The sequence below is a fragment of the Streptomyces sp. NPDC053542 genome (assembly GCF_044544685.1).
Classification (GTDB): Bacteria; Actinomycetota; Actinomycetes; order Streptomycetales; family Streptomycetaceae; genus Streptomyces.
On the sequence record NZ_JBITXL010000012.1, the window covers coordinates 137,440 to 154,522 of the forward strand.

The following is a 17,083-nucleotide window of genomic DNA, read 5'->3' on the forward strand; positions in this document are numbered from 1 at the left end:
GGCGGGTGTCGCGGGTGTCAGAGCCCCGTCGGCTCCAGCCTGACGACCACGGACTTCGAGGCGGGGGTGTTACTGGTGTCCGCGGTGTGGTCCAGGGGGATCAGCACATTGGTCTCCGGGTAGTACGCGGCGGCGCAGCCGCGCGCCGTCGGGTAGTGGACGACCCGGAAGCCGGGGGCTCGGCGCTCGCTGCCGTCGGTCCACTCGCTGACGAGGTCGGTGTAGGCGCCGTCGGCGAGGCCGAGGGCACGGGCGTCCTCGGGGTGGACCAGGACCACGCGGCGGCCGTTCTTGATGCCGCGGTAGCGGTCGTCCAGGCCGTAGATCGTGGTGTTGTACTGGTCGTGCGAGCGCAGCGTCTGCAGGAGCAGCCGGCCTTCGGGGGCGGCGGGGAACTCCACCGGGGCCGCGGTGAAGTTGGCCTTGCCGGTGGCGGTGGGGAACCTGCGGTCATCGCGCGGGGCGTGCGGCAGGGCGAAGCCGTCCGGGCTCGCGACGCGGGCGTTGAAGTCCTCGAAGCCGGGGACGACGCGTGCGATGCGGTCGCGGATCGTGGCGTAGTCCTTCTCGAACTCCTCCCACGGTATGCGGCTCTCCTCGCCGAGGACCCGGCGGGCGAGGCGGCAGACGATGGCCGGCTCGGACAGCAGGTGCGGGCTCGCGGGCTCCAGGCGGCCGCGGGAGGCGTGCACCATGCCCATGGAGTCCTCGACGGTGACGAACTGCTCGCCGCTGCCCTGGAGGTCCTTCTCCGTGCGGCCGAGGGTGGGCAGGATCAGCGCGCGGGCGCCGGTGACGGCGTGCGAGCGGTTGAGCTTCGTGGAGACGTGGACGGTGAGGTTCGCCCGGCGCACGGCGGCTTCGGTGACCTCGGTGTCGGGGGTGGCGGAGACGAAGTTGCCGCCCATGGCGAAGAAGACCTTGGCCTGTCCGTCGCGCAGCGCCCGGATGGCGCGTACGACGTCGTAACCGTGCTCGCGGGGCGGAGCGAAGCCGAACTCCTTCTCCAGGGCGTCCAGGAAGGCGGGCGCGGGGCGTTCGAAGATGCCCATCGTGCGGTCGCCCTGGACGTTGCTGTGGCCGCGTACGGGGCAGACGCCGGCGCCGGGGCGGCCGATGTTGCCGCGCAGCAGCAGGAAGTTGACGACTTCCCGGATGGTGGGGACGGAGTGCTTGTGCTGGGTGAGGCCCATGGCCCAGCACACGATCGTGCGCTGGGAGGCGAGGACCATGCGCAGCGCTTCGTCGATCTCGGCGCGGGTCAGGCCCGTGGCCCGCAGGGTCTCGTCCCAGTCCAGACCGTCGCCCGCGGCGGCGGCGAACTCCTCGAAGCCGTGGGTGTGCTCCCGGATGAAGTCCTCGTCGAGCGCGCCGTCGGTCTGCAGGAGGAGATGGTTGAGCGCCCGGAAGAGGGCCTGGTCGCCGCCGAGCCGGATCTGCAGGAAGAGGTCGGTGAGGGACGTGCCGCCGCCGGCCAGGCCGCGCGGGGTCTGCGGGTTCTTGAAGCGTTCCAGGCCGGCCTCGGGCAGCGGATTGACGGAGATGATCTTCGCGCCGTTGGCCTTGGCCTTCTCCAGGGCGCTGAGCTGGCGGGGGTGGTTCGTGCCCGGGTTCTGACCGGCGACGATGATCAGGTCGGCCTTGTAGAGGTCCTCCAGGGAGACGCTGCCCTTGCCGATGCCGATGGTCTCGGTGAGGGCCGAGCCGGAGGATTCGTGGCACATGTTCGAGCAGTCGGGGAGGTTGTTCGTGCCGTACTCGCGGGCGAAGAGCTGGTACAGGAACGCGGCCTCATTGCTCGTGCGCCCGGAGGTGTAGAAGACGGCCTCGTCGGGGGAGGAGAGGCCGGTCAGCTCCTCGGCGATGATGTCGAACGCGCGCTCCCAGGGCACGGGGGCGTAATGCGTCGCGCCCTCGGCGAGGTACATGGGCTGGGTGAGGCGGCCCTGCTGGCCGAGCCAGTAGCCGCTGCGGCCCGCGAGGTCGGCGACGGAGTGGGTGGCGAAGAAGTCGGGCGTGACGCGGCGCAGGGTGGCTTCCTCGGCGACGGCCTTGGCGCCGTTCTCGCAGAACTCCGCCGCGTGCCGGTGGTCGGGGTCGGGCCAGGCGCAGCCGGGGCAGTCGAAGCCTTCCTTCTGGTTCACGCGCAGCAGCGTCAGGGCCGTGCGCTTCACGCCCATCTGCTGCCGGGAGACGCGCAGCGCGTGGGTGATGGCGGGCAGGCCGACGGCCGAGTGCTTCGGGCCGCTGACCTCGGGTGCGTCCTGTACCGGGTCCGACTCGGGTGCTTTGCCTGCCATGGCGTTCTCCCTGGGTGCCGATGATGCTGGGCTGCCGTGGGCGAGCAGCCGTTCTGTATATCACCATTCAGGCATCTGGATCATGTATGGAACAAGTCTCCGTACGTCCTTCCGCCTGTGATCGATCCTGCCACGCGCCACCGACCGTCGGCCGGTTGTCCACAGGACGTGATGACGAGGGTGACGACGTTGTCCACAGGTACCCGCCGGGAGCGGCCGGGGCGGCCGTCGCGGCAGGGATTGTCAGTGGGGCGTGGCAGGATCGGGGGCGTGGCAGCAAAGGCAGCGAAGAAGAGCGAAACGACCGGCAGCGAGACGGCGGAGGGAGGGCGTCCCCGGCTGCTCCTGATGGACGGGCACTCCATGGCGTACCGGGCGTTCTTCGCCCTGCCCGCGGAGAATTTCACCACCGCCACGGGGCAACCGACGAATGCCGTGTACGGCTTCGCCTCGATGCTGGCGAACACCCTGCGCGACGAGGCGCCCACCCACTTCGCGGTGGCCTTCGACGTCTCGCGCAAGACCTGGCGCTCGGAGGAGTTCCCCGACTACAAGGCCAATCGCTCCAAGACCCCGGACGAGTTCAAGGGGCAGGTGGAGCTGATCGGCGAGATGCTGGACGCCATGCACGTGAAGCGGTTCGCCACGGACGGCTTCGAGGCGGACGACATCATCGCCACGCTCGCCACGCAGGCCACCGAGCAGGGCTTCGAGGTGTCCATCGTCACGGGCGACCGTGACGCCTTCCAGCTGGTCAGCGACGACGTCACGGTGCTCTACCCCACCAAGGGCGTCTCGGAGCTGACCCGCTTCACCCCGGAGAAGGTGTTCGAGAAGTACGGCCTGACCCCCGCCCAGTACCCGGACTACGCCGCCCTGCGCGGCGACCCGTCGGACAACCTGCCGGGCATCCCCGGCGTCGGCGAGAAGACCGCCGCGAAGTGGATCAACCAGTTCGGTTCGTTCCAGGAGCTGTGCGAGCGGGCCGAAGAGGTCAAGGGCAAGGCCGGACAGAACTTCCGCGACCACCTGGAGGCCGTGAAGCTCAACCGCCGGCTGACCGAGATGGTCCGCGACGTGGAGCTGCCCTGCGGCCCCGCCGAACTGGTCCGCGCGGGGTACGACCGGCAGGCCCTCACGGTGTTCCTGGAGGCGCTGGAGATCCGTAACCAGGGCCTGCGCGACCGCCTGCTGGCCGTCGACCCCGGAGCCGAGGAAGCCGAGGACACCACCGAGCCCGTGCCCGGAGTGGAGATCGACGGGCTTGTCGCGGGCGCAGGCGAGCTCGCCCCCTGGCTCGCCGAGCACGGCGGCGAGCAGCTCGGCGTCGCCACGGTCGACTCCTGGAAGCTGGGCAGCGGCTCGGTCGCCGAGGTCGCCCTGGCCACCGCCGCCGGACCCGCCGTCTGGTTCGACCCGACGCAGCTGGACGAGGCCGACGACCGGGCGTTCGCCGCCTGGATCGCGGACCCCGAGCGCCCGAAGGTGATGCACAACGCCAAGGGCCTGATGCGGATCTTCCCCGAGCACGGCTGGGAGATCGACGGCGTCACCATGGACACCGCGCTCGCCGCGTACCTGGTCAAGCCCGGCCGGCGCTCCTTCGCGCTGGACGCGCTCTCCGTGGAGTACCTCGGCCGCGACCTGGCCCCCGCGGCGGCCGGCGACGGCCAGCTGGCCTTCGGTGCCGACGACCAGGCCGAGGCTGCCGAGGCCCTGATGGCCAAGGCCCGTACGGTCCTGGACCTCGGGGCCGCCTTCGAGACGCGCCTGGAGGAGGTCGGCGCCGCCGACCTGCTGCGCGACATCGAGCTGCCCACCAGCGCGCTGCTGGCCCGCATGGAGCGCGCCGGCATCGCCGCCGACCGCGGCTGGCTGGAGCGCATCGAGCAGCAGTTCGCGGCCGCCGTCCAGCAGGCCGTCACCGAGGCGCACGCCGCCGCCGGACACGAGTTCAACCTCGGCTCGCCCAAGCAGCTCCAGGAAGTCCTCTTCAACGAACTGGGCCTGCCCAAGACCAAGAAGACCAAGACCGGCTTCACCACCGACGCGGACGCCCTCGCCTGGCTCGCGGCACAGACCGACAACGAACTGCCCGTGATCATGCTGCGCCACCGTGAGCAGGCCAAGCTGCGCACGACGGTCGAGGGCCTGATCAAGACCATCGCCGCGGACGGCCGCATCCACACCACCTTCAACCAGACGGTGGCCGCGACCGGCCGGCTCTCCTCCACCGACCCCAACCTGCAGAACATCCCCGTACGGACGGACGAGGGCCGCGCCATCCGCCGCGGCTTCGTGGTCGGCGAGGGCTATCAGACGCTGCTGACCGCGGACTACAGCCAGATCGAGCTGCGCGTGATGGCGCACCTCTCCGAGGACGAGGGCCTCATCGAGGCGTTCACCTCCGGTGAGGACCTGCACACCACGGTGGCCTCGCACGTCTTCTCGGTGCCCAAAACCGAGGTCGACCCCGAGATGCGCCGCAAGATCAAGGCGATGTCGTACGGGCTGGCGTACGGCCTCTCGGCGTTCGGCCTGTCCCAGCAGCTGGGCATCTCCCCGGACGAGGCCCGCAAGCTCATGGACAACTTCTTCGAGCGCTTCGGCGGCGTGCGCGACTACCTCCAGGACGTCGTCGACCGGGCCCGCGCCACGGGCTACACCGAGACCATGCTCGGCCGCCGCCGCTATCTGCCCGACCTCAACAGCGACAACCGCCAGCGCCGCGAGATGGCCGAGCGGATGGCGCTGAACGCCCCGATCCAGGGCACCGCGGCGGACATCGTCAAGATCGCGATGCTGCGGGTCGGCGAGGCGCTGACCGCCGCCGGGCTCACCTCCCGGATGCTGCTCCAGGTCCACGACGAAATCGTGGTCGAGGTGGCGCCCGGCGAGCAGAAGCAGGTCGAGGAGCTGGTGCGGCGCGAGATGGCCGGCGCCGTCGAGCTGCGCGCCCCGCTGGACGTCTCCGTCGGCTCGGGCGGGGACTGGGAGTCCGCCGCGCACTGACGCGCTAAGAGGCGGCCGGGGGCCGGTGAGGGGCGCAGCTGCCCTCACCGGCCCCCGGCCGCTGTCTCTTGCGCCGGGGCGGCAGTGCCCCGCCCACGGCGCCGCCGGCGGTCGTGCAGGCGGACCGCAGCCGCCCACACCGGGAGCGCCACGCCCAGCCCGGCGCCCGCACCGAAGAGCGCCGTCGGCAGATAGTCGAACCATGTCGCCGCCCCGCCGTACACCGCTTGCGCGCGCAGCACCCGGTGCCAGGCCCCCAGCAGTAGGCACAGCGTCAGCAGCGCGCAGCACAGCAGCCGCGCCCGATTGCCGAGCACGGGCAGCCCTTCGGGGGCGGCGCCGTTCGGTGCCCGATGGAGCGCGGAGCACACGAACCATCCGAGGGCCGCGAGCGCGACCGCCGAGGTGCCGTACTGCACGTACGCGTACACCGGCCACCCGGCGACCGGCTCCTGCAGTACGGGCAGCAGCCGGACACCCCAGCGCCCGGGGTGGGTGAACGCGTCCCACACGATGTGCGTGAGCGCGCCGAGCACCGCGGAGTACCAGAAGCGCAGCGCGAACCGTCCACGGGACAGCCGCCGCTGCCCTTGGCCGGTGACCAGCGCGCCCACCCTGCCCCGCCACGCTGCCGGCAGCAGCGCGAGCAGCGGATCGCGCAGCAGCAGCCAGCCCCCGACCAGCAGCGCCGCGCACAGCGTGTCCACGGTGAGAACACCCGCCGGCGCGTGCGTGAATTCTCCGAAGGCCATCGCACCCGGCACGGCCGTGTCCGCGAAGTACGTCAGATCCGGCGCGAAGGACCCGGCGACGAGCGCAGACACCAGCAGCGGCCCGCGCGCCGTACCGTTGCGGCGTACGACAGGCAGCACCGCCGCGGCATGACTGAGTGTGAACGGCATGATCCCCCTCCTGACCGGACCCGACCGTTGCACATGATCGAGTGATCGATTCGAGGCAGTATGCCGGATGTGAGCAGACAGTGATGGCGAGTCGGGAACGGTAGCTGGGCGCGGGGAGTTGTCGTAGTGTCGCGTGCGTTGGAGCGCCGAGAGCGCGACACCGTGCATCCAGCGCGGTGGGTCAACGCGGAGGGGGAGTAGGACAGATGGCAGCCAAGTTCGGCCGACGGCTCCGCAAAGGAGCGGCCTCCAGTGTGGTGGTGGCGCTGGCCCTCGCCGCGCTGACCGCCTCCCAGGCGCCCGACTCGGCCGACGCCGCCGGGAGTTCCCGCGAAGCGCCCCGGGGCGACACCCCCATCGACGGCGACTCCTCGTACTTCACCGACCTGCCCCCGCTCGTCAGCCCGCAGCCCGGCAAGGAGCAGGGCGAAGACGGGCCCATAGCCACCGGCCCCGCGGCGGCCGGCATACCGGCGACCGTGCTCGCCGCGTACAAGGAGGCCGAGGCGTCCCTCGCCCGGTCCCACCCCGGCTGCAACCTCCCCTGGGAGCTGCTCGCCGCGATCGGCAAGGTCGAGTCCGGACAGGCCCGCGGCGGCGCGGTGGACGAGAACGGCACGACGCTGCGGCCCATCCTCGGCCCCCAGCTCAACGGCAACGGCTTCGCCCGGATCACCGACACCGACCGCGGCCGTCTCGACAACGACACCACCCACGACCGCGCCGTCGGCCCCATGCAGTTCATCCCCGCCACCTGGGCGAGGTGGGGCACGGACGCCAACGGCGACGGCGCGAGCGACCCCAACAACATCTACGACGCCGCCCTGTCTGCCGGCCGCTACCTGTGCGCGGCCGGCCGCGACCTGTCGGTCCAGGCGGACATGAACCGCGCGATCCTCGGCTACAACCACTCCGAGGAATACCTGCGCACGGTGCTGTCCTGGTACGAGTACTACCGCAAGGGCACGCACGAAGTGCCCGACGGCACGGGCGTCCTGCCGACCGGACCGCGCACCGGCGGCTCCGGCACCGGAGGCAACGGCTCGCACAAGGCCGGCTCCGGCGGCGCGTCGAAGGGCGGCAAGGACCAGGACTCCCGGAAGGACACCGAGGGCGGCAAGGACACCGGCGGCACCTCGGGGAAGGGCGGCGACGGCACGGAGTCCGGCAGCGGCACCGACGGCGGGACGAAGCCCGAGCCGAGCCCCGCGCCCGGCGACGGGACGAATTCCGGGGACGGCTCGGACTCCGGGGACGGCTCGTCGCCCGGTACGACCCCGGGCGGCAGCAACGAGTCGCCCACCCCGACGCCCCCGCCCAGCCGGCCCGCGCCCCTCGCCTCCCTCGAGCGCATGGGGGACAAGGAGGTGAGCGCCACCGCCGGCGACACCTTCGCCGACCGGCTCCAGGTGCGCGCGAAGAACACCGAGGACCGCACGGTCTCCGGCGTGCAGGTCCAGTACGAGATACGCGGCGACGGCGACACCCGCTTCAAGGGCGGCGCCGCAAAGATCACCGTGACCACGGACAAGGACGGCATCGCCACCGCTCCGGCCCTGGTCGCGGGCGAGAAGGCCGGGACCTACACCGTCCGCGCGACGGCGGTGGGCCGAGCCGTGCCGGCCACCGACTTCACCGCGACCGTCAAGGCCAGGCCGCAGGCCGACGCCCTGACCCGCACCTCCGACCAGGAGATGCAGGCCGCGGAGGGCGCCTCCTACGCCGATCCCCTCGAGGTGAAGGCGACCTACCAGGGCAAGGCCGCCGCCGGCGTGGCTGTCACCGCCACGATGATCGCCGGGGACGCCGCCGACCCCGCGAAGGCGGAACAGAACACCGAAGGCCCGTACTTCAAGGACGCCGAGGGCGCGCCGATACGCACGCTCACCGGCCTGAAGACCGACGCCGACGGCCTGCTGAAGCTGCCGGAGATCTTCACCGACAGCCACTCCGGCACGTACAAGCTCCGGCTCACCACGGCCGGCGGAGCGGTGCTCCTGGTGGACCTCAAGGTCGGCTGACGCCCGCACGTCCGCACGGTGCGCAGTTCGCACGGTACGAAGTGAGGGGCGCGGCGCTCAGGCGTCGCGCCCCCTCCGCGTCGCGTCGCCGTTCCCGTCTTTCCTGTCCGGGTGTTCTCATCTCCGCCGCCCGTTGCTACGGTGCCCCAGCCCTGACCACCTGACGCTGCGTCAGGTCCGGTGGGGAGCTCCGCAGTCGAACGGGAGGCTCCGTATGCGTGCCCTCACAGCAGCCGCGATCGGGCTGGCCGCCGCCCTCGCCCTGGTCTTCACCATGACGGCCGTCGGCGCCCCCGAAGGTCGGACGTCCCCCGAACCGCTGCGGACCACCGTCCCCGAGCACCCCTGAGGGGGCCGCCGTCATGCGCCGCAAGGCCAGCCTCGTACTGCTCGCCCTCGCCGTCTTCTGTACCGCCCTGGCCCCGCTGATGCGCTGGTACGCCTTCCCCCGGCTCGCCAAGATCCCGCCGAGCCAGTACCAGGAGATGGTCCTGGAGGCCAAGCCCGCCACCCTCATCGACTACGGCACCATGAAGGCCGAGAAGGTCCCGAAGATCAGCATCGTGCAGACGCTGAAGGGCAACGTCGAAGCCTCCGAAAAGGTCGAACGCACGGCCGGCCGCGACGTCGTCGTCTGGGACGCGCTGTCCTACGTGGCCGGCCCCGACGGCAAGATGGTCTCCGAGATCCCCGAGCGCTACATCTTCGACGCGCACACCCAGGAACCGGTGCACGCGAAGGGCGAGTCGGTCGACGGCGAGCCGGTGCGCCGCGATGGCATCGAGTACAAGTGGCCCTTCCTCACCGAGAAGCGCGACTACAGCTACTTCGACGCCCAGACCCGCACCTCGGCGCCCATCCACTACAAGGGCACCCGCCGCTTCCAGGGCCTCGACGTCTACTACTTCGAACAGACCATCCCCTGGACCAAGGTCCCGCTCCCCAAGAAGATGCCGGTCAAGGGCGTCACCCCGGAAGCCGTCGAGAAGATGGGCACCACGCGCTGGTACACCACCAAGCGGATGTTCTGGGTGGAGCCGGTCACCGGCGCGCCCGTCAACGGCGAGGAGATCCACAAGGAGGAACTGCGCGGCGGCGACCTGCTGCCCGGCGGCGGCAAGGTCACCGCGTTCGCCGGACACGTGAAGATGCGCCCCGACTACCTGAAGGCCACGGTCGACCTGGTCTCCTCCCAGCGCACCCTCGTCCTGCTCCTCACCGGCTACCTGCCCTGGGGCCTGCTCGCCACGGGCGCCGCGCTGCTGGCCATGAGCCTGTACCTGGAGGCGCGCGGACGGCGCGATCGGCGCCCGGGAGGGCACGCCATGGCCGCCTGAGCGCCCGCAGCGCTGCTGTCAGCCCTGGCGCGCGCCGTCAGCGCCGTTGCATCCGGGCCTTCGTGTGCCGCGTCGGCTCGGCCGTCGCCGGATCCTCGGGCCACGGATGCTTCGGATAGCGGCCGCGCAGCTCCGCCCGCACGGAGCGGTACCCGTCGTGCCAGAAGGAGGCGAGGTCGGCGGTGACGGCCGCCGGGCGCCCCGCGGGCGACAGCAGATGCACCAGTACCGGCACCCGGCCGCCCGCCACCCGCGGCGACTCCCGCAGCCCGAACATCTCCTGCAGCTTCACCGCCAGCACCGGCTGATCGCCGCCGTACTCCACCCGGACCCGCGAACCGCTGGGCACCTCGATGCGCTCCGGCGCCAGCTCGTCGAAGCGCGCCGAATCGCCACTCGCCCACGGCAGCAGCCGAGACAGCGCCTGGCCCGCGTCGATCCGCGCCAGATCGGCGCGCCGCCGCGCCCGCCTCAGCTCCGGCTCCAGCCACTCGTCCCGGCGCGCCAGCAGCGCCTCGTCCGCGACATCCGGCCACGGAGCGCCCAGCTCCCGGTGCAGGAACGCCATGCGCTCGCGGAGCGAGCGCGCCCCCTCCGACCAGCGCAGCAGCCCGAGTCCTTCGCTGCGCAATCCGTCCACCAGCGCTTCCCGTACGAGCGCCGGGTCCGCGTCCCGCAGCGGCCGCGACACCAGCTCGATCGCGCCGAGCCGCGCCACGCTCCGCGCGACCACGTCGCCGTCCGCCCAGCCGACCTCCTCGGCCGAGGCGTACAACGCCCCCGCGGCCGCCCGCGCGGTCTCCTCGTCGATCACGGCAGCGAGCCGCACCCGCGCGGACGCCGCCGTCACGGGCCGGTCCGCGACCGCCACCGCCAGCCACTCGGCGCTCCGCAGCCGCGACCCTTCCCCGACCTCGGCCCCCGTACCCGAAGCCATCACGTACGACCCCTCGCCGCGCCTACGGGCCACCCGCTCGGGGAAGGCCAGCGCCGCCACGATCCCGGCCACGGCGTCATCGCTCTCGCCGCGGGCCACCGCGGCGGCCGTACCGGGCGCCTGCGCACGGCCGTCGGGGGCGTGCGCGCCGCCGTCCGGGGCGCTCCCGGAACCCGACGCGCCGGCCAGCGCCGAGGCCAGCCGCTTGGACTCCTGCCGCCACCGGCCGGCGTACGCGTCCCGCCCGCGGCGGGCCGTACGCCAGGCGTCGGCGAGATCATCGCCGTACTCGCGCGGCGGCTCCTCGCTCAGCAGCGCGACGACCTCGGCGGCCCGCCGCACGCCGACCTGCGCCGCGCCGTCCAGCAGCGCCCGCGCCAGCCGCGGATGCAGGCCGAGCCGGGCCATCCGTACGCCACGCTCCGTCGCCCGCCCCGCCGCGTCCACCGCGCCCACCGCGGTCAGGACCTCCCGCGCCGCCGCCATCGCCCCCGCCGGCGGCGCGTCCAGCAGCGCAAGGTCCGCGGCGCCCGGATCGCCCCAGCACGCGGCCTGCAGCGCGAACGCCGTCAGGTCCGCGACCTTGATCTCCGGGGACGGGAAGCGCGGCAGCCGCCCGTCCTCACCCTCCGACCAGCAGCGGTACACCGCACCGGGCGCCTCGCGCCCCGCACGGCCGGCCCGCTGCCGCGCCGCCGCCTGGGACGCCCGTACCGTCGTCAGCGCGCTCAGCCCCCGCGCGTGATCCATCCGCGGCTCGCGCGTCAGACCGCAGTCGACCACCACGCGCACCCCGGGCACCGTCAGGCTCGACTCCGCCACCGACGTGGCCAGCACCACCCGCCGCCGGTCACCCGAACCGGCCAGCACCGCGTCCTGCACGGCCGCCGGCGCCCGGCCGTGCACCTGCAGCACCTCCACCCCGGCAGCGCCCAGATCCGCCAGCTGCCCCGCCACCCGCGCGATCTCGCCCACGCCCGGCAGGAAACACAGCACATCCCCCGCCCGCTCGCGCACCGCCCGCCGCACCACCGACGCCACATGCGTCAGCAGCGCCGGGTCCACCCGCATGCCGTGCGCCGGACGCACCGGCCGCTCCGGCGGCGCCCACACCGTCTCCACCGGATGCGACACCCCCTGCGCCGCCACCACCGGCGCGTCCCCCATCAGCCGCGACCAGCCCTCGGCGTCCGTGGTCGCCGAGGCCGCCACCAGCCGCAGCTCCGGCCGCAACGCCTCCCGCACGTCCAGCAGGAACGCCGCCGCCGTGTCCGCGTCGAGATGTCGCTCGTGGCACTCGTCCAGTACAACGACGTCCACGCCCGGGAGTTCCTGATCACGCTGGAGCCGCTGGAGCAGGACGCCCGTCGTCACCACCTCCACGACAGTGCGCGCCCCCACCGCACGCTCCCCGCGCACAGTGAAGCCCACGCGCTCACCCACGCGCTCCCCGAGCAGCCACGCCATCCGCCGCGCCGCGGCACGCGCCGCGATCCGCCGCGGCTCCGCGACGATCACCTTGCGAACGGGTGCGCCGTCCTCCGTCAGACCCGCCAGCGCCAGCGGCACCAGAGTGGTCTTGCCGGTCCCCGGAGGCGCGCACAGGACGGCGGTCCCGGCACCCTCCAGCGCCTCCTGAAGGGCGGGCAGCGCGGACCGTACGGGCAGAGCATCGAGTTCATCGCGGCGGATCACCCGCCCAGTGTCTCGCGGGGCCGACGCCCTACTGGAGGGGCCGCGGCGCTCTCCTGGAGGCGCTGGGACGCTGCGTACCGGGGAGAGCTGCGCGACGGCCTGCAAGGACAGCCGCCCGCCCACGGGTCCCGACGGCCGCCCGCCTTACGGGTCCCGACGGCACACGAAGATGGCCGTACCCGGGATCAGCCCGCCCCGAAGAGGCGACCAGCCACCCCACTCCTGGGTGTTCCACGCCGGCCACTCCGGCTCGACCAGGTCCTCCAGGCGGAAGCCCGCGGCCACCACGTCACGCACCCGGTCGCCCAGGGTGCGGTGGTGCTCCACGTACACCGCGTTGCCCTGCGCGTCCTGCTCCACGTAAGGCACGCGGTCGAAGTAGGACGCCGCGACGGACAGCCCCTCGGGGCCGGGCTCATCGGGGAAGGCCCAGCGGATCGGGTGCGTCACCGAGAAGACCCACCGGCCGCCCGGCCGCAGCACCCGGTGCACCTCCCGGAAGACCCGTACCGGATCGGCCACGAACGGCACAGCCCCGTACGCCGAGCACGCGAGATCGAAACTGCCGTCCGCGAAGGGAAGCACCCCCGCGTCGGCCTGCACGAGAGCCACACCCGGCCCCTCCGTACCGTCCGCCGGGAGGTCCCCGCCGATCCGGAGGGCGTGCTGCAGCTGCCGGTGCGAGAGATCCAGCGCCACCGGATGCGCCCCCTGCGCCGCCAGCCAGCGCGAACACTGCGCCGCGCCCGCACCGATCTCCAGGACACGCAGGCCCTTGAGGCCGGCGGCCGGGCCCAGGAGAGATGCCTCGGCCTCGTCCAGCCCCTCCGGCCCCCATACGAAGCGGTCGTCCCCCAGGAACGCGCCGTGCTCGCTCTGGTACTCGTCGGCGTTGCGGTCCCACCAGCCGCGGCTGGCCCGGCTGCTCTCCGCCTCCCCGGTGGTGCGCCGTACGGCCTCGGCGTCGTCCCAGGCCGCGGGGCCGGTCCCGGCTTCCGCGTCGCCGGGGGCCGTGGAGTCGTCGTGTTGGTTCATCGCGCCCGTCGTCGTATTCTTCGTTGAAGCTTGTAGTTTCTGAGGTGCACGGGGCCGGCTGTTCGCAGCCCCGTGAGGATCTTCGTCAGGCCCCTGTGGCCTGCGACGGCAGGGCCGAGCAACTCTTCTCACGTTCGGTGCGTGCCGGTTATGAGGCGATCCGCCCGCGGTGTGGGCCTTCGCGCATTGACCGTGTCCGGCTGCCCCCGTATGCTACAAGTTGCGCTGCGGGCCTGCGCGCCTCAGACGGAGCAGGTCGCGCTCGCATCTGTTGCATGTCCCCTCGGTTTCGAGGCGCTGACCGGATTTTACGGAATTCCGGGAGCGCGCCTCATTGCTGTCGACTTCTGCAGAAGCGATAAAGGCTCTCGGCGTAGCAGTACCTACGACTTCAATGTCCGTACCGGAGCCCTTTCCCACATGACGAGCAGCACCGAGACCACCGCCACCACCCCGCAGGTTGCGGTCAACGACATCGGTAACGAGGAAGCCTTCCTCGCCGCGATCGACGAGACGATCAAGTACTTCAACGACGGCGACATCGTCGACGGCGTCATCGTGAAGGTCGACCGGGACGAGGTCCTGCTCGACATCGGTTACAAGACCGAAGGCGTCATCCCCAGCCGCGAGCTCTCCATCAAGCACGACGTCGACCCGAACGAGGTCGTCGCCGTCGGTGACGAGATCGAGGCCCTGGTTCTCCAGAAGGAGGACAAGGAAGGCCGCCTGATCCTCTCGAAGAAGCGTGCCCAGTACGAGCGCGCCTGGGGCACCATCGAGAAGATCAAGGAAGAGGACGGGATCGTCACCGGTACCGTCATCGAGGTCGTCAAGGGTGGTCTCATCCTCGACATCGGCCTCCGCGGCTTCCTCCCCGCCTCCCTGGTCGAGATGCGCCGCGTCCGCGACCTTCAGCCCTACGTGGGCAAGGAGCTCGAGGCCAAGATCATCGAGCTGGACAAGAACCGCAACAACGTGGTCCTGTCCCGCCGTGCCTGGCTCGAGCAGACCCAGAGCGAGGTCCGCCAGACCTTCCTCACCACCCTCCAGAAGGGTCAGGTGCGCTCCGGCGTCGTCTCCTCGATCGTCAACTTCGGTGCCTTCGTGGACCTGGGTGGCGTCGACGGTCTGGTCCACGTCTCCGAGCTGTCCTGGAAGCACATCGACCACCCCTCCGAGGTCGTCGAGGTCGGCCAGGAGGTCACGGTCGAGGTCCTGGACGTCGACATGGACCGCGAGCGCGTGTCCCTGTCGCTCAAGGCGACCCAGGAAGACCCGTGGCAGCAGTTCGCCCGGACCCACCAGATCGGTCAGGTCGTCCCGGGTAAGGTCACCAAGCTCGTTCCGTTCGGTGCGTTCGTCCGCGTCGACGAGGGCATCGAGGGCCTGGTCCACATCTCCGAGCTGGCCGAGCGCCACGTGGAGATCCCGGAGCAGGTCGTCCAGGTCAACGACGAGATCTTCGTCAAGGTCATCGACATCGACCTCGAGCGCCGCCGCATCAGCCTCTCGCTGAAGCAGGCCAACGAGTCCTTCGGTGCCGACCCGTCGGCGGTCGAGTTCGACCCGACCCTGTACGGCATGGCCGCGTCCTACGACGACCAGGGCAACTACATCTACCCCGAGGGCTTCGACCCCGAGACCAACGACTGGCTCGAGGGCTACGAGGCGCAGCGCGAGGCGTGGGAGAACCAGTACGCCGAGGCGCAGCAGCGCTTCGAGCAGCACCAGGCCCAGGTCATCAAGTCGCGCGAGGCCGACGAGCAGGCCGCGGCCGAGGGTGCTGCGGTGCCGGCGACCGGTGGCCAGGGCGGCGGCGGCAACGTCTCCGGCGGCTCGTACTCCTCGGAGTCGACGGACAACTCCGGCGCCCTGGCGTCGGACGAGGCCCTTGCCGCGCTCCGCGAGAAGCTGGCCGGCGGCCAGAGCTGAGCACGCTCACCGCTAGGCGCTAGCCGATAGCGACACGAAGGCCCGCTCCCTTTGGGGGCGGGCCTTCGTGCTGTCTGCATGCTGCGCGGTTGCCGTCCGGCTGCCGGCCGGCGGTTCGGCTGGTACTCCCTCACCGGCCGCCACGGCACGGCGCGTTCTCCTCGGCGCGAAAAGTGGTGACGGCGCCGCACGAGCGGGTGATGACGTAAGTACCGGGAATGCCCGAGCCCCGTACCGCGTTGTGCGGGGCGGACATCGAGGAGGAGCGGTCACTGTGTTGGATCCCCAGGATTTGTACGAATGGGAGCCGAGCGGGCTCGCGGCGGTCGACGCGATAGCCTCCCGCGACTCCGCCGGGCTGGTGCTCCTGTACCACTTCGACGGCTACATCGACGCCGGTGAAGCCGGTGACCAGATTGTCGAAACCCTCCTGGAGGGGCTGCCGCACCAGGTCGTCGCCCGCTTCGACCACGACCGGCTGGTGGACTACCGGGCCCGCCGCCCGATGCTCACCTTCGACCGCGGCCAGTGGTCCTCGTACGAGACGCCCAGCATCGAGCTGCGTCTCGTCCATGACGCCACGGGCGCGCCCTTCCTGCTGCTCTCCGGCCCTGAGCCGGACGTGGAATGGGAACGCTTCACGGCGGCTGTACGAGAGACCGTCGAGCGGCTGAACGTACGCCTCTCGGTCAGCTTCCATGGCATCCCGATGGGCGTCCCGCACACCCGCCCCGTCGGAATCACCCCGCACGGCAACCGCACCGACCTGACTCCGGGCCACCGCGACCTCTTCGAACAGGCGCAGGTCCCCGGCAGCGTCGAAGCGCTGATCGAGTACCGCCTCGCGGAGGCCGGACACGACGTACTGGGCGTCGCCGCCCACGTACCGCACTACGTCGCGCGCTCCGCCTACCCGGACGCCGCGCTCACCGCGCTGGAGGCGGTCACCGCGGCGACGGGCCTGGTCCTGCCGAGCGCCGCGCACACCCTGCGTACCGAAGCGCTGCGCACCCAGGAGGAGATCGAGCGGCAGCTCTCGGAGGGTGACGAGGAGCTGGTTGCGCTGGTCAGCGGCCTTGAGCACCAGTACGACGCGGCGGCCGGCGCCGAAACCCGCGGCAACCTCGTGGCCGAGCCCGCCGAACTCCCGTCCGCCGAGGAAATCGGCCGCGAACTGGAAGCGTTCCTGGCCGACCGGGAGCGGGACATGGGGGACGGGGGCATGTGAGGGGGAGTTGCCCGGCGCAGCCTGACTCCGGGGGCGGGGCGGGTCCGGCTCTGGGCGGGGGCCGGGGCGCCGTATAGCGTGGGGCCCATGGTGAAGGTGGGGCTTACAGGCGGCATCGGCGCAGGCAAGAGCGAGGTATCGCGGCTGCTCGCGTCGTACGGTGCGGTGATCGTGGACGCGGACAAGATCGCGCGGGAGGTCGTGGAACCGGGTACGCCCGGTCTCGCCGCCGTCGTCGAGGCGTTCGGTACGGACGTACTGACGCCGGACGGCACCTTGGACCGGCCCAAGCTGGGCGCCCTCGTCTTCGCCGACCCCGACAGGCTCAAGGCGCTGAACGCCATCGTGCACCCCCTCGTCGGCGCCCGCTCCGCCGAACTGGAGGCCGCGGCCGGCCAGGACGCGGTGGTCGTCCACGACGTGCCCCTGCTGACCGAGAACGGCCTCGCGCCCCTGTACGACACGGTCGTCGTGGTCGACGCCGCCCCCGAAACCCAGCTGCGGCGGCTGGTCGCGCTGCGCGGTATGACCGAGGACGAGGCGAAGGCCCGCATGAGCGCCCAGGCCACCCGGGAACAGCGCCTCGCGATCGCCGACTTCGTCATCGACAACGACGGCCCGCTGGAGGCCCTGGAGCCCCAGGTACGTGAGATCTGGGAGCGGCTGCGGGCCCGTTGAGACTCA

Annotated in this window: 11 protein-coding genes; 7 read left to right on the plus strand and 4 right to left on the minus strand. The window is 71.9% G+C overall.

Going from position 1 to position 17,083, the window contains the following annotated elements:
* Positions 1 to 17: 17 nt before the first annotated feature.
* Positions 18 to 2,300, minus strand: coding sequence for an FdhF/YdeP family oxidoreductase (locus ACIGXO_RS29825; RefSeq protein ID WP_399792967.1), 2,283 nt, complete (start codon positions 2,298 to 2,300; stop codon positions 18 to 20).
* A 348-nt stretch (positions 2,301 to 2,648) separates the two neighbouring features.
* Between ACIGXO_RS29825 and polA the strand changes: the two genes are divergently transcribed.
* A complete protein-coding gene (gene polA, locus ACIGXO_RS29830) occupies positions 2,649 to 5,312 on the plus strand; it encodes a DNA polymerase I (RefSeq protein WP_399793304.1) in 2,664 nt (887 codons plus the stop codon).
* 44 nt (positions 5,313 to 5,356) lie between these two features.
* Here polA and ACIGXO_RS29835 read toward each other — a convergent pair whose 3' ends face one another.
* Positions 5,357 to 6,214 (minus strand): DUF4184 family protein, encoded by an 858-nt coding sequence (locus tag ACIGXO_RS29835; protein WP_399792969.1) that lies wholly within the window; start codon positions 6,212 to 6,214, stop codon positions 5,357 to 5,359.
* 206 nt (positions 6,215 to 6,420) lie between these two features.
* On the opposite strand from ACIGXO_RS29835, the gene ACIGXO_RS29840 reads away from it, so the two are divergent.
* The 3 genes from ACIGXO_RS29840 to ACIGXO_RS29850 all read left to right on the plus strand — a co-directional run bounded on the left by ACIGXO_RS29840 (position 6,421) and on the right by ACIGXO_RS29850 (position 9,572).
* Positions 6,421 to 8,235: a lytic murein transglycosylase gene (locus ACIGXO_RS29840; protein ID WP_399792971.1), complete on the plus strand. Its 1,815-nt coding sequence runs from the start codon at positions 6,421 to 6,423 to the stop codon at positions 8,233 to 8,235.
* Between the two features lie 214 nt (positions 8,236 to 8,449).
* Positions 8,450 to 8,584, plus strand: coding sequence for an SPW_0924 family protein (locus tag ACIGXO_RS29845; RefSeq protein ID WP_399792973.1), 135 nt, complete (start codon positions 8,450 to 8,452; stop codon positions 8,582 to 8,584).
* 13 nt (positions 8,585 to 8,597) lie between these two features.
* Positions 8,598 to 9,572, plus strand: a complete 975-nt coding sequence (locus ACIGXO_RS29850; protein WP_399792975.1) for a DUF3068 domain-containing protein — start codon at positions 8,598 to 8,600, stop codon at positions 9,570 to 9,572.
* Positions 9,573 to 9,609: 37 nt separating this feature from the next.
* Here the strand turns inward: ACIGXO_RS29850 and hrpB are convergent, their stop codons facing one another.
* Together hrpB and ACIGXO_RS29860 are read right to left on the minus strand one after the other, a co-directional pair.
* Positions 9,610 to 12,204: an ATP-dependent helicase HrpB gene (gene hrpB, locus ACIGXO_RS29855; protein ID WP_399792977.1), complete on the minus strand. Its 2,595-nt coding sequence runs from the start codon at positions 12,202 to 12,204 to the stop codon at positions 9,610 to 9,612.
* Between the two features lie 144 nt (positions 12,205 to 12,348).
* Positions 12,349 to 13,239, minus strand: coding sequence for a class I SAM-dependent methyltransferase (locus tag ACIGXO_RS29860; RefSeq protein WP_399792979.1), 891 nt, complete (start codon positions 13,237 to 13,239; stop codon positions 12,349 to 12,351).
* Positions 13,240 to 13,659: 420 nt separating this feature from the next.
* On the opposite strand from ACIGXO_RS29860, the gene rpsA reads away from it, so the two are divergent.
* The 3 genes from rpsA (at position 13,660) to coaE (ending at position 17,077) form a co-directional block, all read left to right on the plus strand.
* On the plus strand, positions 13,660 to 15,171 hold the full coding sequence (rpsA, locus tag ACIGXO_RS29865) for a 30S ribosomal protein S1 (RefSeq protein ID WP_399792981.1): 1,512 nt from the start codon (positions 13,660 to 13,662) through the stop codon (positions 15,169 to 15,171).
* A 274-nt stretch (positions 15,172 to 15,445) separates the two neighbouring features.
* Positions 15,446 to 16,399: a PAC2 family protein gene (locus tag ACIGXO_RS29870; RefSeq protein WP_399792983.1), complete on the plus strand. Its 954-nt coding sequence runs from the start codon at positions 15,446 to 15,448 to the stop codon at positions 16,397 to 16,399.
* Between the two features lie 87 nt (positions 16,400 to 16,486).
* Positions 16,487 to 17,077, plus strand: coding sequence for a dephospho-CoA kinase (coaE, locus tag ACIGXO_RS29875; protein WP_399792985.1), 591 nt, complete (start codon positions 16,487 to 16,489; stop codon positions 17,075 to 17,077).
* The last annotated feature ends 6 nt before the right edge of the window (positions 17,078 to 17,083 follow it).